Annotated in this window: 18 protein-coding genes and 3 pseudogenes; 11 read left to right on the top strand and 10 right to left on the bottom strand. The window is 69.8% G+C overall.

Annotation, left to right across the window (positions count from 1 at the left end; genetic code table 11):
• Window positions 1–89: 89 nt before the first annotated feature.
• The 4 genes and pseudogenes from cas7i (at window position 90) to ACVW19_RS34215 (ending at window position 4,386) form a co-directional block, all read left to right on the top strand.
• Window positions 90–857, top strand: coding sequence for a type I-B CRISPR-associated protein Cas7/Cst2/DevR (cas7i, locus tag ACVW19_RS34200; protein ID WP_457464961.1), 768 nt, complete (start codon window positions 90–92; stop codon window positions 855–857).
• Entirely contained in the window at window positions 854–1,513 is a 660-nt protein-coding gene (gene cas5 / locus ACVW19_RS34205) for a CRISPR-associated protein Cas5 (RefSeq protein ID WP_457464962.1), read from the top strand. Before cas7i ends, cas5 begins: the two co-directional genes overlap by 4 nt.
• 42 nt (window positions 1,514–1,555) lie before the next feature.
• Window positions 1,556–3,379: pseudogene (gene cas3, locus ACVW19_RS34210) on the top strand (CRISPR-associated helicase Cas3'); the annotation flags it as partial.
• A 207-nt stretch (window positions 3,380–3,586) separates the two neighbouring features.
• Window positions 3,587–4,386 (top strand): IS5 family transposase gene (locus ACVW19_RS34215; protein ID WP_457456963.1). Its coding sequence is split into 2 segments (ribosomal slippage): window positions 3,587–3,922 and window positions 3,925–4,386, totalling 798 coding nucleotides; the frame shifts between segments, so codons are not numbered across the junction.
• Here ACVW19_RS34215 and ACVW19_RS34220 read toward each other — a convergent pair.
• Window positions 4,365–4,733 (bottom strand): hypothetical protein, encoded by a 369-nt coding sequence (locus ACVW19_RS34220; protein WP_457464964.1) that lies wholly within the window; start codon window positions 4,731–4,733, stop codon window positions 4,365–4,367. The two genes, ACVW19_RS34215 and ACVW19_RS34220, sit on opposite strands and share 22 nt — an antisense overlap.
• A 1,913-nt stretch (window positions 4,734–6,646) precedes the next feature.
• Between ACVW19_RS34220 and ACVW19_RS34225 the strand changes: the two genes are divergently transcribed.
• Both ACVW19_RS34225 and ACVW19_RS34230 read left to right on the top strand, forming a co-directional pair.
• Window positions 6,647–7,420, top strand: a complete 774-nt coding sequence (locus tag ACVW19_RS34225; RefSeq protein WP_457464966.1) for a transposase — start codon at window positions 6,647–6,649, stop codon at window positions 7,418–7,420.
• An 820-nt stretch (window positions 7,421–8,240) separates the two neighbouring features.
• A complete protein-coding gene (locus ACVW19_RS34230; protein WP_457464968.1) occupies window positions 8,241–8,450 on the top strand; it encodes a hypothetical protein in 210 nt (69 codons plus the stop codon).
• 108 nt (window positions 8,451–8,558) lie between these two features.
• On the opposite strand, the gene ACVW19_RS34235 is transcribed toward ACVW19_RS34230, so the two are convergent.
• The 3 genes from ACVW19_RS34235 to ACVW19_RS34245 all read right to left on the bottom strand — a co-directional run bounded on the left by ACVW19_RS34235 (window position 8,559) and on the right by ACVW19_RS34245 (window position 11,121).
• Window positions 8,559–8,843: a hypothetical protein gene (locus ACVW19_RS34235; protein WP_457464969.1), complete on the bottom strand. Its 285-nt coding sequence runs from the start codon at window positions 8,841–8,843 to the stop codon at window positions 8,559–8,561.
• A complete protein-coding gene (locus ACVW19_RS34240) occupies window positions 8,840–9,553 on the bottom strand; it encodes an HNH endonuclease family protein (RefSeq protein WP_457464971.1) in 714 nt (237 codons plus the stop codon). The genes ACVW19_RS34235 and ACVW19_RS34240 overlap by 4 nt, the downstream gene beginning before the upstream one ends.
• Before the next feature lie 212 nt (window positions 9,554–9,765).
• On the bottom strand, window positions 9,766–11,121 hold the full coding sequence (locus tag ACVW19_RS34245) for a tetratricopeptide repeat protein (protein ID WP_457464973.1): 1,356 nt from the start codon (window positions 11,119–11,121) through the stop codon (window positions 9,766–9,768).
• 81 nt (window positions 11,122–11,202) lie between these two features.
• Here ACVW19_RS34245 and ACVW19_RS34250 point away from each other — a divergent pair.
• Window positions 11,203–11,487 (top strand): annotated as a pseudogene (locus tag ACVW19_RS34250) (HNH endonuclease family protein); the annotation flags it as partial.
• Window positions 11,488–12,074: 587 nt separating this feature from the next.
• Entirely contained in the window at window positions 12,075–12,461 is a 387-nt protein-coding gene (locus ACVW19_RS34255; RefSeq protein ID WP_457464975.1) for a peptidase inhibitor family I36 protein, read from the top strand.
• A gap of 184 nt (window positions 12,462–12,645) precedes the next feature.
• Here the strand turns inward: ACVW19_RS34255 and ACVW19_RS34260 are convergent, their stop codons facing one another.
• The 5 genes from ACVW19_RS34260 to ACVW19_RS34280 all read right to left on the bottom strand — a co-directional run bounded on the left by ACVW19_RS34260 (window position 12,646) and on the right by ACVW19_RS34280 (window position 17,181).
• On the bottom strand, window positions 12,646–13,437 hold the full coding sequence (locus tag ACVW19_RS34260) for an SMI1/KNR4 family protein (RefSeq protein WP_457464977.1): 792 nt from the start codon (window positions 13,435–13,437) through the stop codon (window positions 12,646–12,648).
• Between the two features lie 436 nt (window positions 13,438–13,873).
• Window positions 13,874–15,403: a UvrD-helicase domain-containing protein gene (locus ACVW19_RS34265; RefSeq protein ID WP_457464979.1), complete on the bottom strand. Its 1,530-nt coding sequence runs from the start codon at window positions 15,401–15,403 to the stop codon at window positions 13,874–13,876.
• Window positions 15,400–15,876, bottom strand: coding sequence for a hypothetical protein (locus ACVW19_RS34270; protein WP_457464980.1), 477 nt, complete (start codon window positions 15,874–15,876; stop codon window positions 15,400–15,402). Before ACVW19_RS34270 ends, ACVW19_RS34265 begins: the two co-directional genes overlap by 4 nt.
• A gap of 3 nt (window positions 15,877–15,879) precedes the next feature.
• Window positions 15,880–16,746, bottom strand: coding sequence for a DUF6083 domain-containing protein (locus ACVW19_RS34275; protein ID WP_457464982.1), 867 nt, complete (start codon window positions 16,744–16,746; stop codon window positions 15,880–15,882).
• A gap of 171 nt (window positions 16,747–16,917) precedes the next feature.
• The gene (locus tag ACVW19_RS34280) at window positions 16,918–17,181 is read right to left on the bottom strand and encodes a helix-turn-helix transcriptional regulator (protein ID WP_457464984.1); all 264 of its coding nucleotides are present in this window, start codon (window positions 17,179–17,181) and stop codon (window positions 16,918–16,920) included.
• A 173-nt stretch (window positions 17,182–17,354) separates the two neighbouring features.
• On the opposite strand from ACVW19_RS34280, the gene ACVW19_RS34285 reads away from it, so the two are divergent.
• A complete protein-coding gene (locus ACVW19_RS34285) occupies window positions 17,355–18,308 on the top strand; it encodes a hypothetical protein (RefSeq protein ID WP_457464985.1) in 954 nt (317 codons plus the stop codon).
• A gap of 909 nt (window positions 18,309–19,217) precedes the next feature.
• Window positions 19,218–19,481: a hypothetical protein gene (locus ACVW19_RS34290; RefSeq protein ID WP_457464986.1), complete on the top strand. Its 264-nt coding sequence runs from the start codon at window positions 19,218–19,220 to the stop codon at window positions 19,479–19,481.
• Window positions 19,482–19,816: 335 nt separating this feature from the next.
• Here the strand turns inward: ACVW19_RS34290 and ACVW19_RS34295 are convergent, their stop codons facing one another.
• Complete coding sequence (locus ACVW19_RS34295) at window positions 19,817–19,990, bottom strand: hypothetical protein (protein ID WP_170102187.1); 174 nt, start codon at window positions 19,988–19,990, stop codon at window positions 19,817–19,819.
• Window positions 19,991–20,218: 228 nt separating this feature from the next.
• On the opposite strand from ACVW19_RS34295, the pseudogene ACVW19_RS34300 reads away from it, so the two are divergent.
• Window positions 20,219–20,927, top strand: a pseudogene (locus ACVW19_RS34300) (transposase family protein); the annotation flags it as partial.
• Between the last annotated feature and the right edge of the window lie 192 nt (window positions 20,928–21,119).

Genomic DNA, 21,119 nt, shown 5'->3' on the forward strand with positions numbered 1-21,119 from the left:
ACCGTCTCCCCTGTCCTGCGCGAGGGCAAGGGTAAGAAGCAGCAGGCCTACACCAAGGGCCGTCCCGACCTGTATGCGGATGACGACCTGTGTTCGGCTACATGGTCGCCGTCAAGGGCTCGGACAGCTCCTGCCAGCGGGACACCGTCCTGGCGACCGGCACGTTCGTCAGCGTCACCCCCCAGCGGCCCACCTCCGACTTCGGGACCATGACCCGCGGGTTCGCCGCCGACGACAGCCCCCTCATCCACGAGCACGAGTTCTACACCGCCGTCTGCGCCGGAGACCTCAGCCTCGATCTGCCCCGCATCGGCACCTTCGAGACCGACGGACAGGGCATCCGCGTAGCCCTGCACCCCCAGGCCGCCGAGGAAGCCGCCGCCGCGGGGGCCACCGAGGCGATCTTCCGCGGGGTGGCGTCCCTGGTCCTGGACATCGCCGAGCGGCGCCGCCGCGTCGCGCTGGTGCTGCGCACGCTCGCCGCCCTGCGCGGCGGTGCCAAGCCCGCCTCCCACTACGGCGACCGCACCCCGGCCTTCATCCTCCTGGCCCCGGTCAAGGGCGGCATCAACCCCTTCACCCGCGTCCTGGCCAACAAGGACGGCAAGCCCGCCTTCGCCGCCGACACCATCGCCGAGGAGATCACCGCCTGGCGCGACGAACTCGACGGGCCCGTGCGGATCGGGTGGGCGCCCGGCTTCCTCGGTGACCAGCGCGACCGCGCCCGCCGCGACCTCGCCGACCTGATCACCGCCGGGACCGTGGTGATCGACCACCCGCGCACGATCCTCAACGGCCTGGCCCAGGAGATCGAGAACGGCGATCACGACGACTGGTTCCAGGACGCGACGGCATGACCGCAGGTACCGTCACGGCGCTGCAGGCCACCTTCACGGCCCCCGTCGCCAGCTTCCGCAACCCCCTGTACTCCGGCGTGCAGGTCCAGCTGCCCTGCCCGCCGCCGTCCACGGTCGGCGGCATGCTCGCCGCCGCGGCCGGCGGCTGGCCGCACATTCCCGACACCTTTCAGTTCGCCATGGCGTTCCATGCCCGAGGTCAGGGCGTCGACCTGGAGACCTACCACCCCCTGGACGCCAAGGGCCGGCCCACCACGCCGGTGCCGAAGGGCCGCGAGTTCCTGGCCTTCACCACCCTGACGGTCTGGATCACCGACCAGCCCGACCGGTGGCGCCGCATCCTGCGCCGGCCCGTCTGGCCGCTCCGCCTCGGCCGCAGCCAGGACCTCGTCGGCCTGAACCTGGACACCATCGAACTGGTCCAGGAGGCCGGCGAGCAGCGTGGCGCCGTCGTGGAGGATGCCCCCGGCATGGGCGGCACCGCGCTGCGGCTGCCCACCGCGATCCGGCTGGACCGGACCCGCACGGTGTGGGGCACCTACCGCCACGATGCTGCCGGCACCGCCTCCAGCGTCGTCCCCGGCAGCTACCGCACCGCCACCGGGCAAGCGGTCAGCCTGCTCCCGCCCACCCATCCCGCGACCGCGGAGGCGTAGCAGCCCATGTCCTCATCGCCACCGCCACTAGAGCAGCCGAGCATGGGAGAGGGGAGCGTGCTGCACGAGGTTCTGGCCAAGAGTGCCCGGCGGGGACGGTCGACCGAGAAGCTGACGGTGCACCTGCGAGCGGCGCTGGATGCGGCCGGGCTGGTGGCCCGGCGCACCGGGCGCATAGCCGTGGTGGACGGCATCGTGCCCGGGTTCTGGGACGCGGTGTGCCTGGCCGATCTCCTGCACGACGCGGGCAAGATCCCCGATGGGTTCCAGCAGATGCTCGTCGGGGGCGCGGTGTGGGGTGAGCGTCACGAGGTGCTGTCCCTGGCGTTCGTACCGTTGGTGGCGGACGAGGAGCTGCGCGCGTGGGTGGCGGCTGGCATCGCCACCCACCACCGGGCGCTGACCAACTCTCCCCGGTCTTTGGCCGCGCTGTACGGCACGGCGCCGCTTCCCGAGTGGCGGTCCCGCTTCGCGCCGCTGGACCAGGCCGTCGCCGAGGCGCTCGCGGCCTGGCTGTACGACACTGCCGATCAAGGCGGGCTGGCGGTCAAGCCGCTTCCGGCCGGAACCGATTGGATCGCGCAGGCGCATGCGGAGCTGGGCGGGCTGCTGGACCGGTTCGAGTACGGCACGAGCGCCGAGGAGGGCCTGGCTGCGGTGCTGCTGCAGGGCGCCGTCACCATGGCTGACCACCTCTCCTCCGCCCACACCCGCCCCCATCTGGTGCAGCCCATGGGCCCGGCCTTCGCCAACCGCCTGGAGAACGCCATCACAGCCAAGGGCTACACGCTGCGGCCGCACCAGCAGCGCGCCGCCGCCGTCGATGGGCACCTGCTGCTCCGCTCCCGCACCGGCAGCGGCAAAACCGAAGCCTCCTGGCTGTGGGCCTGCCGGCAGACCGCCGCCATGCAGGCCGCAGGCCAAGGCGTGCCCCGCATTTTCTACACCCTGCCCTACCTCGCCTCCATCAATGCCAACGCCGACCGCACCGCCAAAGAACTCGGAGCGCCGGAGCGGGTCGGTGTGGCGCACGGGCGGGCCGCCGCTTACCACCTGGCCACCGCCGCCTGCCCCGAAGACGGCGACCAGGAACGGGTCACGGCCGCCCGTAAAGCGGTAGCCCGGCAGGCCGCGACCCGGCTGTTCACCGAGACCGTCAGGATTACTACCCCCTACCAGCTGCTGCGCGCCGCGCTGGTCGGCCCCGCCCACGCCTCCCTGCTGGTGGACGCGGCGAACTCGGTGTTCATCATGGACGAGCTCCACGCCTACGACACCAAACGCCTCGGCTACATCCTGGCCATGATGGGCCTGCTCGAACGGCTCGGCGGCCGCTTCGCCATCCTGTCCGCGACCCTGCCCGACGCCCTCGCCGACCTCATCACCGACACCCTCTCCCGGCCCGTAACTCGGACGGATGACGCCGACAGCCACTCCCCGGCCCGGCACCGCATCCGCACCCGCCCCCACCACCTCACCGACCCGGCCGCCGTTGCCGAGATCGCCGAACGCCTGCAGCAGGGCGAATCCGTCCTGGTGGTCGCCAACAACATCCGTCAGGCCCAGCAGCTCTATGACCAGCTCGGTCCCCGGGCACGCGCCCTGCACGGGCCCAAGGCGGCGACCATGCTGCACTCCCGCTACCGGCGCCGCGACCGCGCCCGCCTCGAACAGCACATCCTCGCCCGGCACAGCGTGGAACGCACCCGCGCCGGCGACCGGCTGCCCGGCCTGGTGGTCTCCACCCAGGTCCTCGAGGTCTCCATGGACGTCGACTTCGACGTGTTGTTCACCGCCGCCGCCGACCTCGAAGCCCTCGCCCAGCGCTTCGGCCGCGCCAACCGCATCGCGGCCCGGCCTCCTGCCGACGTCATCGTGCATGCTGCCCGCTACAGCCCGCGTCAGGACGCTCCCGGCCAGTGGTTCGCCGACGGCATCTACCCCCGAGCCCCCGCCCAGGCCGCCTGGCACATCCTCACCGCCCACGACGGACACCCCGTCGATGAGAACGAGATCACCGGCTGGCTTAGAGGTCATCTCATTTGGCTCGGTAGGCTGTCGGCCGTGGCAGGGATCGTTGAGCGGCTGGTGCCGGATGAGTTGTGGGAGCTGTTCCAGCGCGTGGTGCCGGAGGCACCGACGCGGCCCCAGGGCGGCGGTCGGCGCCGGCACGGCGACCGCGAGGTGCTGGCCGCGATCGTGTTCGTCGCGACCTCCGGCTGCACGTGGCAGCAGCTGCCGGCAGAGTCGTTCGGGCCGTCCGGCGCCACGGCGCACCGCCGGTTCACCGAGTGGACCAAGGCCCGGGTCTGGGCCAAACTGCACCGCCTGGTCCTGGACGAACTCGGAGCCCGCGGCGAGCTGGACTGGTCACGGTGCGCGATCGACTCGGTGAACATGCGGGCCCTGAAAAGGGGGAGCTGACGGGTCCGAATCCTGTCGATCGGGGCAAGTACGGGTCGAAGATCCATCTGATCACGGAGCGGACCGGTCTGCCCATCTCCGTGGGGATCTCCGGCGCCAACGTCCACGACAGCCAGGCCCTGATCCCGCTGGTGCAGGGCATCCCGCCGATCCGCTCCCGGCGGGGACCCCGCCGGCGCAAGCCGGGAAAGCTGCACGCCGACAAGGGATACGACTACCGCCACCTGCGGCGATGGCTCCGCGGACGCGGCATCACCCATCGCATCGCCCGGAAAGGCATCGAGACCTCGCAGCGGCTGGGACGGCACCGCTGGACCATCGAACGCACCATGGCCTGGCTGGCCGGCTGCCGCCGTCTGCACCGCCGGTATGAGCGTAAGGCCGAGCACTTCCTGGCCTTCACCAGCATCGCCTGCACCCTGATCTGCTACCGCCGACTCGCCAATTGAGATGACTTCTTAACACCATCTACGCCACCCCCTGGGGCACCACCTGGCGGCAGGAGGTCCTGCACCACCGGGACCAGTTCGCCGCCACGTTCCTCGACTTCAGCTACCCCTACGACGACCGCGGCCCGCTCGCCGAACGCTTCGACGAACTCTTCGACGGCACTGAAGCCATCCTCGCCGAAGACCGCGACCACTACGCCGCCGCCCTCAATCAGGTCGGCGGCCGCCCCGGACGGCTCCTCGCCGACGACTACCTCATCCCCCTCCCCGCCAGCGCCGCACCGAAAGCCCGCTACGACACCGAACTGAAAGTCCACTTCATCGACGGCGACTACACCGAAGAACACGGGCTGAAATCCGTAAGAGACCCCGGCACCACATACAAACCAGAGGAAACAGCCTGACCCACATCATCAGCCCAGCCAGGATTACAATTCCCACACGTCCTACTCGACCGGAGTCCCTGCCGTTGTCGTCATTATCTCTGGAGAGTTCACAACATCATGTCTGCCGCCTGAAGTCCGACAGCAGCGAATCTCATCAGTCCTAGAGGAATCACAACTACTCAGCCAGTAGCGCCTTCGTAAGCGCCCGACGGTCGTCATCAGCCCGAAAGGGATCGCAACATGAACCGTCCCTTTGAGTCCCGCGGGTGCAGTGCGGTCGTCATCAGCCCACAGGGGATCGCAACCGGCACTTTGCCACGTGCATCACGTCGAGGGCGGCGGTCGTCATCTCAGGGAGGGTTCGCAACCGCTGTGTCGGGTGTTATGTGCAGCTCGGGTTGTGGTCGCCATAAGCCCGAGAGGGACCGCAACCCCGGCGGGTACATGATCACCACGGGCATGCCCCCAGTCGTTATCAGCCTGAGAAGGATCACAACATGTGGTGCGCTTCCGTGCGGTATTCTGGCTCCCGCATCCTCATCAGCCCAAGAGGCTCACAACGACGGCTGCATGTGTAGGTAGCGCAGGAACAGCGGCATCGTCATCAACCCAATAGGGATCGCAACCACAGACCACGCGTGTCGTCCGTGTCCCGCTCCTTGTCGCCATCAGCCCAAGAGGGCTCACAATTCCCACACGTTATACTCGACTGGAGTCCCCGGCGTGGTCATTATTATCCCAAGAGGGATTGCAACCACATGATGTCCCGCGCGCCGCCCTGGCCCATGAGGGCAGATTGTCATCAGCCCAGAAGGGGTCGCAACACGACGGTGAGGCCTTCCACGCGAAGGATGGACGCGGTCGTCATCAGCCCGAAAGGGATCGAAACGCCCGCATGCGCGGGATGCCAGCGGCGACCGTGCGGAAATCATCAGCCCAAGAGGGATTACAACGTGTCCCGCGCTCAGCGGGCCATCTCGTTGGGGAGCGTCGTCATCAGCCCACGAGGGATCGCAACTGATAGCACCCGCAGCCCAGCACGCACGGGAAGCGCGTCGTCATCAACCCTAGAGGGATTCCAACTCCCATTCGTCGGCGCGGGTGCCGCACTGCGGGCAGGTCGTCATCAGCCCAGCAGGGATCGCAACACGCATTTGCCGACGTCTTCGGTGTCGTAGGCGAGGGTCGCCATCAGCCCGGAAGGGTTCACAACATGGTGTCGTCATCCCAGGCGAGCGGCCCGTACCAGCGTCGTCATCAGCCCAGGAGGGTTCGCAACGGAGTGTTGTATTTGATGCCGAGCCGCTTGCAGTACGCGTGGTCACCGGCCCAGGAGGGATCACAACACGCACACCAGTTCCCCGGTCAGCAGGTCCCGTCCGTCGTCATCAACTTAGGAGGGATCGCAATGGATAGGCGGTAATCGTCTACTCGAACCCGGCGACGCCGTTATCAGCCCAAGAGGGATCGCAACTCGTCCCAGTGCACCCAGCCGAAGATCGGCGCCAGGGTCGTCATCAGCCCATGGGGGATCGCCAACGGAGGATCCCCTCGGGGCTTCGCTCAAGGAGCTAGTTCTCATAAGCTCAGAAGGGATTGCGACACGTTGGTCTTGCCGAGGGTGCCCGCAGTGTGGCCAGTTCATCATTAGCCCAGCAGGGATCACAACTATTGAACGAAAAACTCGGTGCGCTGCGACAGCGGGACGATCGTCACCAGCTCACGAGGGATCGCAACAACCCGAGGTAAGTGCCGTTGTGATCGAGCTTCCCGGACGTCACCAGCTCAATAGGGATCACGATCTGAAGCCGCGGACCTTGACTCCGCCTAGAGGTTGTCCCGTAACTGCTGGTCAAGGGTGAGATGATCTTGCCGTGGCTGGTGTGATCACGGCGTCGGAGCCCTCGTGGATAGGTCCATTCACCGGGCTGAGCCCGCGGCAGTTCGCCAAGCTGATCACCGCGCTGCGGCGCGAGGGGGCCGATCCGGTCCGCAAGGGCCGGCCGTGGTCGCTGCCGCTGGAGGACCGGGTGCTGCTGGTGGCCGCGTACTGGCGCACCAACCTCACCCTGCGCCAACTCGCCCCGCTGTTCGGCATCTCCAAGTCGGCGGCCGACCGGATCGTCGACCACCTCGGACCGGCTCTCGCCCTCCAGCCCCGGCGGCGGTTCCGCAAGGACACCGTGCTCATCGTGGACGGCACACTGGTCCCCACCCGCGACCGGACCGTGGCCGCCTCCAGCAAGAACTACCGCTACTCCACCAACCACCAGGTCGTCATCGACGCCGACACCCGCCTCGTGGTTGCCGTCGGCAGGCCGCTGCCCGGCAACCGCAACGACTGCCGGGCCTGGGAGGACTCCGGCACCAAGGCCGCCGTCGGCGCAACCCCCACGGTGATCGCCGACGGCGGCTACCGGGGCACCGGCCTGACCATCCCGCACTACCGCCGGCACAAGAACGAGGAACTGCCGGCCTGGAAGGAGGACCACAACACCTCGCACCGCCGCGTCCGCGCCCGCATCGAGCACACCTTCGCCCGCATGAAGAGCTGGAAGATCCTGCGCGACTGCCGCCTCAGAGGCGACGGCGTCCACCACGCCATGCTCGGCATCGCCCGCCTGTACAACCTCACCCTCACCGGATGACAGGTAAACGAGCAGGTCATCCAGCATGCCCCAGAGCATTTACGGGACACCGTCTAGCTCGACGCAATAACACCTCGTCATCAGCTTCATCGGGCAGAGGGCACCGTCACGCTCGGCGTCGTCATGAGCCCAAGAGGGATTACAACTATGGTGCCTGCGCGTACGCGTGTTCGGTGTACGGCAGCCTTGTCAGACCAAGAGGAGTCACAACGCATAGGTAATGGCGCCCGGGTAGCCTGCCTGGAGCCGTCATCAGCCCAGGAGGGATCACAACCGGACGACGTCCGTGTACCAGGCTCCGCCGCGCAGGTCGTCATCAGCCCAAGAGGGATCGCAACTCCCAGGGGCACGGGGTGCCAGCGTAGTCCAGGCGCCGTCGTCATCAGCCCAGGAGGTCTCGCCACGTGTCCAGCTCGTATGCAGGCAACCACTGCCGGGTGGTCGTGATCAGCCCAGGAGAGCTCGCAACGCGGCCATCGCTATGGCCTGCACGGATCGATGCGGCGGCGTCCCACCACCACAGCCAGCAGATAGCAACACTCAACGAACCTGATCAACGCGCAGAGAACAGAAAAGCGCCAGCTCAGCACACAGCCCAGGCGTCCCTCCCTCCATCACCAAGCTGTAGCAACCCGGCCAGAAGCGCTACCACCACCAGGCACGAAACTGATCAGCCCAGGCCAACCCCATAACCCACTGATCAGAAAGACCGCTCCTGGATAGCTGCTGTCCGCGATCGGGATGCGGTGGTCGTGATGGGCGTCATCGTCACCGCGGTCGTCACGCTCGCGGTCGGCTATCTGCTCGGTCGGCTGCGTCCGTGGCGGCGTCTGGACGACTGGGCGGCCGATCAGGTCCGCTTCACCGGGGCGGCGCCGGGCGGCAGGCCGTCGTCGTCCTGGTCCACGTCGTCACCGCGCCGCGCACCAGCTGGCGCGTCATGCGCGCCCCGGCCACCGAGACGCGGGTGCCGGCGTCCGTACGCGATCCGGACTGGGTCGCCAACCGCTCCCGGCAGGAGCGCGAGTAGACGGAAGGTCACCGACTCCCTTACTGGCAATCGACGCGCTAGACCCCTTTCGACAGAGCAAGGCCCGGACCCGGCGTCCGGGCCTTCGGGGGCGGCGGCTGTGCCGGATCAGCGGGGTACTTCGGCGCCGCCACCGCGGCGGACCCGCTCCAGGACCTGCGCATGGAGTGCGGCCACGCCGTCCGGCGGCACCGGGGCGGGACTGCCGGTGAGGGTGTACCACTCGTCGGCGTCCGTGTACTGGATCGCGATGCCGGCGCGCCCGTCCGGCAGGAGGCGGGTGGCCACGGTGAGCTCGCCGGTGATGACGCCGACCTCGTCGGTCATCGCGCCGCCGGGCCCGGCCATCACCTCGTCGACGAGCCGTTCCTGCTGGGGATCGTGGTCGCTCATGAGGGGCAGGTACCCAGCATCTCGGTCAGCGTGTTCTTCTCGGCCTCGGTCACCGACAGCTCGTAGCTCGCCTTCACCGACACCCAGGCCCGGGCATAGGTGCACCAGTAGGTCTTGGACGGCGGCTGCCACTCGTCCGGGCCCTGGTCGCCCTTGGACCGGTTCGAGGCGGCGGAGACCGCCAGCAGCTGCGGGTGCGTGAGATCGTTGGCGAACGCCTTCCGCGTCTCCTGCGACCACGTGTTCGCCCCGGACCGCCACGCGTTCGCCAGCGGCACCACGTGGTCGATGTCGAGGTCGGAGGCGTCGGTGAACGTCTTGCCGTCGTACACACTCGCCCACCGCCCGGACACCGCCCGGCACTCCTCGTCACGGGTGACGTCCGTGCCGTCCCGCTCCAGCACCGTCTCCCGGGTGTCGCACCTCTCACCCTGCTGGGCCCAGTGAGGGAACTTGGCGCGGCTGTAACCAGCCATCGAGCCGTGCGGCGCCACCTTCAGCCCGGCGAGTTCCGTACGGGCCTGCTCAGCCGTCGGCACGCCCGGCAGCGTGCCCGTGTCGGCCTCACCACCCGGCGCGCCGGCCGAGACGGACGGCGCGGCGTCACTGGCCTTGGGATCCACCGTGTCGTCGGTGACCGTACAGCCAGCCAGCGCGAGCACGGCCACGGCAGCCAAGCCCCGCCCCCACCAAAGCCTCTGACGCCCCATGACCTGCCGTTCCCTCCCGCCGTGAACCGTACGAGCCGCAGCGTACCCGCACAGGATCGCCTGACCGACACCCTGTTCCTCGGCTCTTCCGACTCTGGACCGCGTCCCTCGAAGCTCGTCATACTGCCAAACAGCCCGCTCAGAGGCTGGGCTCCTTGCGGCGCGGTCAAGACGGCGGGCCGACCAGCTCTCGGGTTGCGCCAGGCAGATCTTCAGAACGGGGGTTCCTCGCTCCAAGCGGCGGTGGTCGAGGGCTGCGGCGGACGGGGCTTGTCCTGATGCAGGACGGCCACGGCCTCTTTGATGCGGCCGAGGTCAATGAGGTACCCGGCCAGGTCGTGGCTGTTTGCGGGGGAGTGGGGTCGCAGGACCGCGACGGCCTCCTCGGTGCGTCCGGCGCTGGCCAGCAGCTCGGCAATATGCGGTGCCGCATATGACGTGCCGCCCTCGGGGTGAGCCCGGGCCCGCTCAATTGCTTCGTCAACCTGGTCGCAGGCGGCCGTCAGCGGAAGTCGTATCCAGAAGAGGTCCCAGTCATCCTCGCCCCCGCGGGCGGCGGCGAGGGCGTCGAGATGCGCCAGGCCGTCCTCGGGGCGGCTCTGGTCGAGGTAAAGGTCGGACAGAGTATGGAGGATCCAGTCGTCCCCGTTGCGGGCGTCGGCCTGATGGCGCATTACCTCGATCGCTTCGTCCCCCCGACCATGCCGGGCCAGCAGCTGCGCGAGCTGGACAGCCGAGTTGGGATCGTAGGCGGCAGGTTCGTCAGCCTGCCGGTATGCCGCAATCGCGCCCTCCACGTCACCGCGTTCTTCCAGCAGTTCTGCAAGGCATCGTGCGGCGTACCCCAGCTCCTCGGTTACTGCGTAGGCGCGCAGGTCCCCGGTCCGGTCGTGCCGGGCCAGCAGATCGGCCAACTGGTCCCGGCCGTTGACCGAGGTGACGTTCCTGGTGCGGAGCAGGGCGATGGCCTCATCGACGCGGCCCTGGCGTTCATGGATCGTGGCGAGCAAACCGATCGCCGCGTCGGGATCGAGGCCGCGACAGCACCACGGAGAGTCACAACGGTGTTCGTCCGGGATCCGGGCGGCGAGCAACTCGGCTGCCTTCTCGTCTCGGCCAGCGCCCTCCGCTACGTCGACCAGGGCCGCAGCGAGGAACCAGTCGTCGATGTGCGGCTGCAGCAGAGTGAACGCCTCGTCGCTGCGGCCGTGCCGGGCGAGCAATCGTGCATAGAACTCCAGTGCCAGAGGATGCCCGACCTCCATGCGAGCCCGGGTCAGCACGATCGCCTCGTCGGCCCGCCCCCAGATCTCCAATAGTTCCGCCGTGGTCCTGGTGGCCGTCCACCAGCCCGTAGCCAGATACGGGGCGAGCATCTCCAGCGCCTCAGCCCGTCGGCCCTGTTCACCGAGCAGCCGCGCCCACTCCCGCGCGCAGAACCACTCCCCACGGCCGGCCCAAAACTCCACCGTCTCGGCATGGCCGAGTTCGAGAAGCCGGGAGACCAGGTGCGGCGGGATGCAGCCGGACTGCGTCCGGGCCCGATAGTCAAGATCAGCAGCGTCCACAGCGGCATACCGTAGCCCCTCCCCCTGGCATCACCTCCAGCTCCGAATATCGCGTACTTGGAATGACGCTCCCCACCAGTCGGCGCCTCCGCCTGGACCGCCCAGGGACGGGAGGCCTACGCCAACGACCTGGGCGACGGCCGGGCGCTGATCGCGGTGTCGGCTGCCTCGAACCGGTCCAAGGCCGACCAGGACCCCAGCACGTGGCTGCCGCCGGCCGAGGGCTACCGCTGCACCTACGTCACCGACTGGGTGGCCGACAAGACCCGCTGGGGCCTGAGCATCGACACCACCGAACGCGCTGCCCTGGCCGAGACACTGGGGCACTGCCCCAACGTCCCCATCACCGTGACGCTGGCCCGGTAGGACCGGCCCGCCTGCCGGTCCGCGGGCGCAGCGATGGCAGCCGCACACGGCGCCCGGACCGCATGCGAGCCCGGGCGCGTACGCCACCGGGCGAAGGGGGCTCTCCCGGCTCTTGCCGGGTCGCGGGGCCTGGTCGACTGACCCTGGGCATGCGGTCGCCGCGCGGCGGATTCGGCCAGCACGACGCTGGTCGCTTCGTCGGTCGGCAGGAACGTCTCCTGTCGTAGTTCGGCGGCGGTGACGTCCGTGGCCGTGCCGGAGTGCGTGAGCGTGGTGCCGAGCGTGGGCTCCCCGTCGTCGGGCTGGTCCGCGGGCTGCAGGCGCAGCAGTATGGCGGAGCCGAGGTGGCGCGGTGCCGGGTCGGGCCGTTCGGGTGCCGGGTCGGCGGGTTCGGCGGCCGGCTGCTGGGTCGGTTGTCGGGGGCGGCGTTCTCGGCCTGGATACGGCCGACGTTGCGTCATACCCGGTGCGACGGCAGCGATCCAGGCGGTGGCGGCGACTTGGCTGCTCCGCATGGGTGAACTGGACCGCGATACCCACCCGTCCAGCCAATTCCTGCCGCTATCTGTAAAGGCGTGCTCAAGAACATGATGCGTACCGCAGCGGTCGCCGCCCTGGCCTGCCTCTCCCTGTCCGCACCCGCATCCGCCGCCGGCGAAGCCGGCCCGGCGCGTGCCGGGATCGACTGCCCGAACGGGTACGTCTGCATCTACCCCGAGATCAACTTCGGCGGCCAGCCGTGGGCACGGCGCGCCGTGGACGGTGGCGTGAAGGACCTGCCCTCCGCGATCCGCGACCGCGGCAGCTCCGTCCGGAACAACTCCGACCGCACCGCCCGTGTGTACGAGAAGCGCAACTACAGCGGCCGATGGGTGTGCGTGATGCGCAGCGGCGGCTCCATCCACGACCTGCGCGGCTACAACCTCAACGACCAGACCCGCTCTTTGAAGATCAACCGCAACGACTGCGGATAGACCACCGGCGAGCAGAAGGGGGGTGGGCGACAGACAAGACTGCTGTCACCCACCCCCTTCCTGTGCAGCGCCCGGCGGCGCGCCCCCAAGGCCCTCTGAGACGGGCGGACTCGATGCAACGAACGCAGCCGCCGCGGGACAGGCACGCCCGGATGCGACCGCCGGCCGGCCTGACCACAGGCTCCTACCGGTTGAGGATCTGCGAGTTGGGTGCGAAACGAGTCCTGTCCTCCGGGTCGACGACGTCGTCGAGGTCGGTGAAGTAGAGCGACGTCGTGGTGCCGGCCATCACGTCGAGGAGGAACTGGCTGCACGACACCGGATAGGCCTCCCAGAGCGGGCCGCGCCCCTCATTGAGGAGGACGGTCCACTCCTCCGGCTCGACACCGGGCCGCACCAGCCAGTACAGGAAGTGTCCCGCACCCTCCACATACCCCCAGGGCACCAGCCTGGCGTTGCCCTCGCAGAGCTGCGACGGCCTGTCCTCGCCCGCTTCCCAGAGCTCGGCGAGGATCTCCTCGCGTTCCGCGGTCTGGGCGACCAGGTCGTACATCGCATCCGGACAGCCCGGTTCCAGCAGCCAGAGCACCCCCGCGAAGAGCCCGCCGCCATACGTTTGGACGAGCCGCTTGTAGTCGGCCGGCAAGACGAGGCCCAACGCCTCCTCCACGGCGGCCCACTCCACGGTTCGCCCACCGCCGGGCGGCGGGCAGAGGCGCACCAGCGGTTCGGTATGGCGCAGGCTCCGGGCCGTCCGTATATCACCCGGAAGGGCGCTGAACCGCGGCGGGGTCCTGGTGGCGTCCAGCACCACCGCGCGCATCCGGTCGCCGACCGCGGCGCGGGGCGTGTCCGACCACCACGAGGGGTGTTTGACCTGGTCGATGAAACCGTCGTGCCCGTCCGCGCAGACGGCAATCCCCGCCGGAGCCACGGCCGTGACCACTACGTCGTACTCCTGGTGATCGGCGAGCATGACGTCCACCCTGCACCATGTCGACAGGCAGGAATACAGCGGGTGGACGGGCCGAGGCCCCGGCGCACTCACCGCGCGCCCGGCCGGCGCCCGACGGGAGTTGACGGGGGTGGTCGGCAGTGGGTGCACGCGCGGACGTGACAGACCGTGCAACGAAGACCGTAGGAGGTCTCTGCACGCTGACCGCGACAACGGACCGGACCGTCTTCCGCAAAAGGCCAGGGTCACGGTCGAGGTGCGGGTCGGGCGGCGGCAGAGGGAAATGGGCTCAGCCCCGGCCGGAGGGTGACACCGGCCGGAGCTGATCAGCAAGATGTGGTCGTGAAGGGCGGTCGCCTTCGCGGCGAGAGGCTCCATGAGGCTTCAGCCGAACGATCGTCCTCATGGGCAATAGGTGAGGCCCGGGGACACCGTCCCCTTCACCACCACGCCTCTTTCAACCACGCGTGCCTGGCAGATGTTCCCGGGCGGGCGCCTCATTTCGTGACGGCGGTTCCGGCAGGTCACCGTGGCCGTCGGGGTGATCGTGGATCCAGGACAGCCCGCCGAGGTCAAGGCGGTGACGGGTGCGGGTGACGGCCACATAGGCCAGGCGGGCCTCGGCGTCATCGATGGAGTCGGACGGCGCAGGAAGGCGGGTGGGTTCACCGGCGGCGGAATCTTTGGGCCGGGCGAAGTCGTCTGCGATCAGCACGCGAGCCCATTCGCGGCCCTTGGCCTTATGAGCGGTGGAGACGGTGATCTGGGCATACGGCTCGGAGACGAGGCGGTCGACGGCAGTGAGGATGGCCTCGGTGCCATGGGTGTCGACGAGGTTGACCAGGGGCTGCAGGTCGCGTCCGGCCGGATCGTGGGCGGCATAGTCCTGCAGATCGCCCCAGGAGGGGAACAGGAGCAGTTCCGGGTGGTGGGTGCGGCGGCCTTCCTTCAGGTCACGAGCGGCTTGGGCCAGGGCACGCAGGTTGTCTCCTCCTCCGGCCAGGGCCACCTGGTAGCCGGCGGCCATGAGGATTATTACCTGGGCCATGGCGCCGACGTTGGTGCGGCACAGCACGGCATCCGGACAAGGAACGGGGCCGAGTTCGGTGGGCACCGCAGGCGTGCCGGTCAGGCGGATCGGGGCGTTGGCCAGGCGCAGCCAGCGATTGGCTTCCGCAGCGAGGTCGGGGCCGAAACGGAAGGACTGCGACAGGGCCAGCTGGGCGCCGTCGAAGCCGGTCATGACGTCTTTGGCGCCGCGCCAGTGGTAGATGGCCTGGGCGGAGTCGCCGACCATGACGAGCTGGGCGTGGTCGCGCTGGCTGAGGAAGATCTGTTCGACGACGGGGTTGGTGTCCTGGGCCTCGTCCAGCAGCAGGAAGTCGGCGTTGAGCCTGGGCCGGGTCAGAGCCCAGATCTTCAGGTAGTGGTCGTGGTCGAAGCGGACGGCGCCGTCGTCGGGGTGCTGCAGGTCGGCCCAGGCCTTGCGGGCGAAGGGCACGATGTGGGCGGCGAGCTGGGCGTGGAGGTCGGTGTCGTCCAGGCCGCGCAGACGCGGTACGTGGTGATGGGTGATGGCCTCATCGGCGGTGTGGCAGAAGCGCATCACGGTGCGCAGGGTGGCGTTGGAGAGCGCCTTCTGCGTCACCTCGCGGTCGCCGATGCGGGCGGCCTTGGTGATGCCCAGGGCCTGGCCGGTCTGCCAGGCCGGGCGGCGGGGTGCGTTCAGGCGGCGGGTGTAGCGGTGGCCGACGGCCGCGTAGGCCAGGGCGTGGGCGGTCTTGCACAGGACGTTCTTGGGGAAGCGGGCGGTGGCGTCCTGGGCGATGGCGCGGTTGTAGGCGAGGTAGCGGCCGCGGCGTGTGGTGGCGTGGGCGAGCAGGGCCAGGGTGGTGGTCTTGCCGGTGCCCGCGCCGGCCTGCATGGCCAGGTGGTCGCCGGCCGTGAAGGCGTCGGCCGCGGCGGTCTGTTCGTCGGTCGGCTTCATCGTGTGGGTTCTTCCGGGAGGCGGGTCAGGGCGTGCCCGACGGCGGACAGCAGGTGGGCGGGGGTGGTGTGGGCCAGCAGCCGGCGCACCGCGCGGTCGAGATGGCCCGCTTCCTGGTCGGCGTGTTCGGCAAGCGCCCGGTGGACGGCTAGTTCCACGAAACGCTCACGGCTCTGTCCCGCGCAGCGGGCTGCGGCCGTCAGGGCAGCGTGCGCGGCGGGCGGGAGGGCGAGATTGAGCAGGATCTTGCCGTTGGCGTCCGGGTAGTGGGTGGTGATCACGTCGATGGGCAGCCGGTTCTCGAGACGCCGGCGCAGCCGGTGGGCGGCCCGATCGGGGGTTTTGGCGGGTACGAGCGCCATCAGGCGGGTGGTGTCGTAGTTGGCGGCGAGCGGCGTCCTGCGGCAGGCCGCGTCGAGCTCGGCCGGGCTCAGGGGGCGGGTGAGGGTGATCTCCAGGGCGTGGTGCGGCATCCTTCACCGCCGGTGGGGCTGGTGCGGCGCGGGATACGGCAGGCGGGTGTGGAGGTGGGCGGCGTGCAGGAGCGGGTCGAGGGGCTGCCAGTCGGCCGGGGCCAGGTCGGCAGCGGCGGGGGCGGCGGTGTGGGTGGTGCAGCGTTGGGCGCGCCAGCGCAGTTGCTCGGCGTAGGGCAGGTGGTTGAGGTCGTAGACGGCCATGCTTCCGCCAGGCAGGGCGAGTTGGCCGCGGTGGGGCTGGATGGGCAGCAGCGTCCAGCGTCCTGCGGGGTGGGCCGGGTCGAGGATGGGCTGGGTGCAGCGGTGGCGCCGGCGGGTCTGGGCGATGCAGCGGATGTCTTCGACGGGTCTTTCGCCGAGGTAATGCGTCAGGAGAATCCGCACGACGGGTCGGACCGGCCGGTCACGGTCGGGGTTCGGGAGTGTGGTGGCGGGCGTGGAGGACGTGGGGGTGAAGGTGCCGGTGTCGATCAGGCGGCGAGAGTGGACGGCGAGCTGGCGGCGCAGCGGCACGAGGCGGGGATCGGTGGCGTGGAAGGGTGTGGTGGGCCGGGGGCAGAGGGCGGCGTGCGGGATGCGGCACCAGCCGCTGCTGTCGTCATGGGGGTGGGCGATGCCGCCGCTGAGGTGCCAGCGGCAGGCTTCGGGGACGTCGGTGGCGGCGACTTCCGCCGGGTGCAGGGCGATGGGCCGGTGGTCGGTGCGCTGGTACCAGTCGATGCGGTTGCCGCAGCTGCGGCAGCGGCCGGTCTGTCCGGCGCGCAGCAGGCGGCTGGGGCTGTGGGCGGCGACCTGCAGGGAGCGGCGGGGCTGGCGGGGGCGGGGGCTGCCGTCCCAGTGGCGGCCGGAGGTGGAGTTGGGGCGCATGGCGGGCAAAGTGCCAGGCAGCACGTGGTAATGGGCGATGCTGCGGCGGGGATGTCCCCCGGCCGGCCCAGCACGCCCGAACAGATCAGCCGGTATGCGATCGGGCGTTCGGCGTCTGCTCGTCGATTCGGGTGATTCCTTGCGCTCCCCAGTTCATGGGGAGCGGGCGGGTCAGGGGGTGCGGGGGCCGGGCGGGGTGTGGTCGGAGCACAGGGCGCCCAGCAGGTGGTCGATCGGCACGTCGAAGGCATGGGCGAGGGCGTGCCAGGTGGCGACATTGCCGGCAGCTCGGCCGTGTTCGAGGTCGATGAGGGTGCGCCGGGCCAGGCCGCTGCGGCTGGCGAGTTCGTCGAAGCTCCAGCCGCGTTCGACCCGTAGGCGCGCCAGCTGGAGGCGCAGTGCGGTGGTGTCGGGGTCGGGCGGCAAGATCGTCACCCCACCATCCGAAGGTTCGGATATCCGCCCTGTCAGTGCAGATTTCTGCACTATTTGCTGGAGGGTGGGTGACGCGCGGTACAAGGATCCGCACTACCGTGCGTCCGTCTCCGGCCTCCTGACGCCGGGGCACCGGCCATCGCAGTACGGACAGTTGGGAGGACGACCAGCCGATGAGGCTTGCCGACGCGCATACCGCGGTGCGGCGTATCTGGACAGTGGAGCTGCGTCCGCGAGCGGGCGGCCTGACGCATCTGGCCCGCCATGCCCGCACCGACGCATTGCCGACATACCTGCGCAGCTGCCAGTGCCGGACGCAGGGCTGCTGGTGGCATCCGCGGCACCGCGGGTGCGCCGGGCCGGTACTGCTCGCCCTCACCCGCGACCGCAGCGGCCGCACCTGGCGACTGGCCGACACCTGCGCGGCCTGCGCGGCGGCCACCAGCCATACCGCCGCCGTGCCCGACACCCTGCTCGGCTCCTCCCCGCCGCACCCCTCCCCCGGCCGACCAGCCCCCGCGCACCCCAGGTTCCGCCCAGGGCTCAAGGAACAGGTGCGCGTGCGGGAGACGCTCACCTACCTCGCCGCCGCGCTGCCCCGGTTCACCTCCCCCGCCGCCCGGCTGCTGGCCCTGCAGTGCGCCCTGCGCACCGACACCCACGCACGGGTCCGGCTTCCGGTAGGCCTGCTGCGCGGCATGCGCCTGCGTGGCCATCGCGAACTGTGGCAGGAGCTGGCCCACGTCGGCTGGCTGGAGCTGCCGGACTTCAGGGCGGCACCCGTACAGCTGCGGCTGCTCGATGCCGCGGCCCTGGACCAGGCACCCGATCGCCGCGCCCGCCGCCGCGCCGCCCACTGGGCACTGCATCCCGCGCCCCTGGCCCTGCCGGCCGCGCCGCCCGCACTGCGGCTGACCGCCCTGGTGCTGGCCGCACACGCCTCCGCCCCTGCCGAACACCGCGTCGAGATGGACATCCTTGCCCGGCTGTGCGGGCACTCCCCGCAGCAGACCGCAGAACTCCTCGACCGGCTGGCGGCCTCGCGGACCCTGGCCGGCTGGCAGCACGACCGGGAAACCGACGAGGTCTTCTGGCAGTCGCCGGCCGTGCCCCGGGCGGGACACTGACACCGGCCGACAGTCAACCGCCCTCTTCGAAGGGCCAGGGGCAGACAGCTCTCGACAGCAACGTCCGGTTCCCTCACCGGTGCCGGGTCTACGCTGACGCAGGCCGCAGCCCCCGCGGCCCCACACAGTCCAGTGTGTGGACAGCCCGCTTTCCGGCCACACGCGCAGACACCGACCCATCCCGGCGACGTGGCCGGCGAGCCGACGAAAGGCCCCGTCATGCCAAAAACCCAGACCCCCGCCACCGAACTGGCGTCGCAATACCGTGCCCAGGTGACCAGCGACCTCGAGCGCAACATTCAGGAGAAGGAGCGCATCGGGGCGGAAATCACCGCTCTTCAGGAGCGGTTGACCGCCCTGCGGCAGGACCACACCGTGCTGGTGACCATGTAGCAGGCACTCGGCATCACCCCGGCGCCGGCCAAGCCCGCAGCCGAGCCCGACAGTGCCGCCCTGCCCTCTCCCCGAAAAGCGGCGGCCGCCGGGCCCGGCAAGCGCACGGCGGGGAAGCCTACTGCCAAAAAGGCCGCGGCCAAGGCGTCCGGCACCGCGACGACGGCCCGGCCCACCCTGGTCGACCTCATCCGCCACCACCTCGCCGAGCAGAGCCAACCGTGATGACGCTCTTTGAAAGCGGCCACCCCCTGCTCGAGGGTGACCCCACACCTGCTCAGTGGATCTCCCCACCCACAGGGCACCTGACCTGCGGACGGACGCCACAAGGGAGGGGCCGCCCGATAGCCAGCCAGGTCCAGGGACGGGACGGACTGTCCAGGGTGGCCGAAGGCCAGCGCGCAGCGCCGCCGCAGGCGCCCTTGACCGGCCGGCACGGCCCGCACACTCCACGAGCGGGCGGCCCCGGCTCGCCTCGCTCGCCCCAACTCCCCACACGGTTGAAGACCGGAGCAAGTGGGGCGACGAGTATGCCTGGCCGTTTTCAAGAATCGCCATCAACCGCGCTCCGCCGCGGAAATCTCCGCCGCGCTCGGCCAGGCCCATCCCGAGCGCGGCATCAAGACCAAGGTCGTCCGCGTCACGCTCGAAGGACTCGTGGCCAAGAGCCAAGCCCAGCGCACCAAGCAGGGCGCCTCGGTCTTCTACACCGCCCCCGCCGCACCGGAGCCCACGACCGCCACCCAGGCCGAGACGCGCCCCGAAGACGCCAGCCGCTGAAACACGGGGAAGCACTCTCCATCATCCGCCTCCGTCTGCCTCCACCCGAGCACCAAACTCGCCTTACGCGCCGCACTGAACCGCCTGGCCTGCGCGCGCCAACGGCGAGTTCGGCCCAGGTATCACCCGCGCCGTCCCACTCGGCCCCGAGCGGGGCCTCCCCGAACCGCGGGCCGAATGCGCCGCTCGGTGCGGCGGAGCAGCAGGCCCGCGATCAAGATCAATAAGTCGGCGCCTCATGGGAACCGGCTGACGCGGGCAGGGCCGGCCATGAAGGGGGCTTGGGGTGTTTACGCTGTCCCGAGCCCCCCGTCAGCGGGTCGCAGGGTCCAGGGTCAGCGTCGGCTCCTGGAAGCCCAGCCGGCACCGATCCCCGCCACATGCAGCGCCAGGGCGGTCAGGCCCAGCAGCATCACATTCGTCGAAGAGAACACATCATTGGTGCCGATGTCCGCCGCGTTGATCAAAAACGCGAAGAAGAACAGCACCGCAGCCACTATGCCGAGCATGAGCAGGCTCCTCTCGAACGGATGAAGCCCGTATGCCCCGGCATCACCCCCACAAGCCGGGGCACAGACACTGGGTCGTTTCCAACCTGCCTCTAAAATTCGGCAGTTGGGCTGACAACGTGGTGAAGCCCCTGGTAGATGGGTTTTCGACCAAGAGAACCGTCTCCGCCAGAGGCTTCACGTGCTTGTCTACCCTTCCCCAAGCCCTCGGCTTCTCCCTGGCTACCGCTGGGAGGTGCTCCAGAGCAGGGGAGACCCCATCGCGTCGACGTGCCCAGCCCTGCCCACCGCTTCCTCACGCAGCAGGTGCGGCGGCACCGCTGTGCGATCGGCTCCCGCTGGCGGCGCCTGAGCGCCGGCTGCCAGGCCCTGCTCACGCTCGCCCGTCTGCGGGTGGGGCACACTCCCCCAGCCTCCGGCCGGGGGCACCCCCACTGCCCGGCTCGCGGCCGGGTTCGGCGCCGGCACCACGGGGGCCTACCGCCATGTCACCGAGGCTGTCCAACTCCTGGCCACCCCCGCCCCCGGCCTGGCCGACGCGGTGCGGACCGCATCGGTGCAGGCGTATCTGCTCCTGGACGGCACGCTGCTGCCGATCGACCGCATCGCCGCGGACCGGCCGTACTGCTCCGGCACACGCAAGAGGCACGGGATGCACGTGCAGGCCGTCGCGGGTCCCTTCGGCCGGCTGCTGTGGGCCTCACTGGCCCTGCCCGGCGCCGTCCACGCCGCCCGCGCGGCCCGTGCACACGGCATCGTCGGTGCCCTCGCCGAGGCCGGCCTCCGGCGCTGGGCCGACAAGGGCTGTCGGGGTGCCGGCGGCACGGTCCGCATCCCGTGCTGGGGACGGTGGGAGGCCCTCTCCGCAGGCCAGCAGGCGGTGAACCGGTCTCACGCGAAGATCCGGGCCCTCGTCGAGCAGGCCGTCCTCCCCCTGCATCTGACCAGCTCAGAGTGAAGGTGGAAAAGGCTCGATCGCTGAACTTGCACGTCAGGACCTCTCCAGCTACCGCAGCTCCACGAAAACCCCAGCTCAGAGACGCACCGCACCACAGTCGCGAGTCCTGAAACGATCACTAGACTCCCAGGTCAGCGCTTCGCTCACCTAGTGATCGTTAACGGATTTGTC

This window comes from Streptomyces sp. TE5632, from assembly GCF_054061295.1.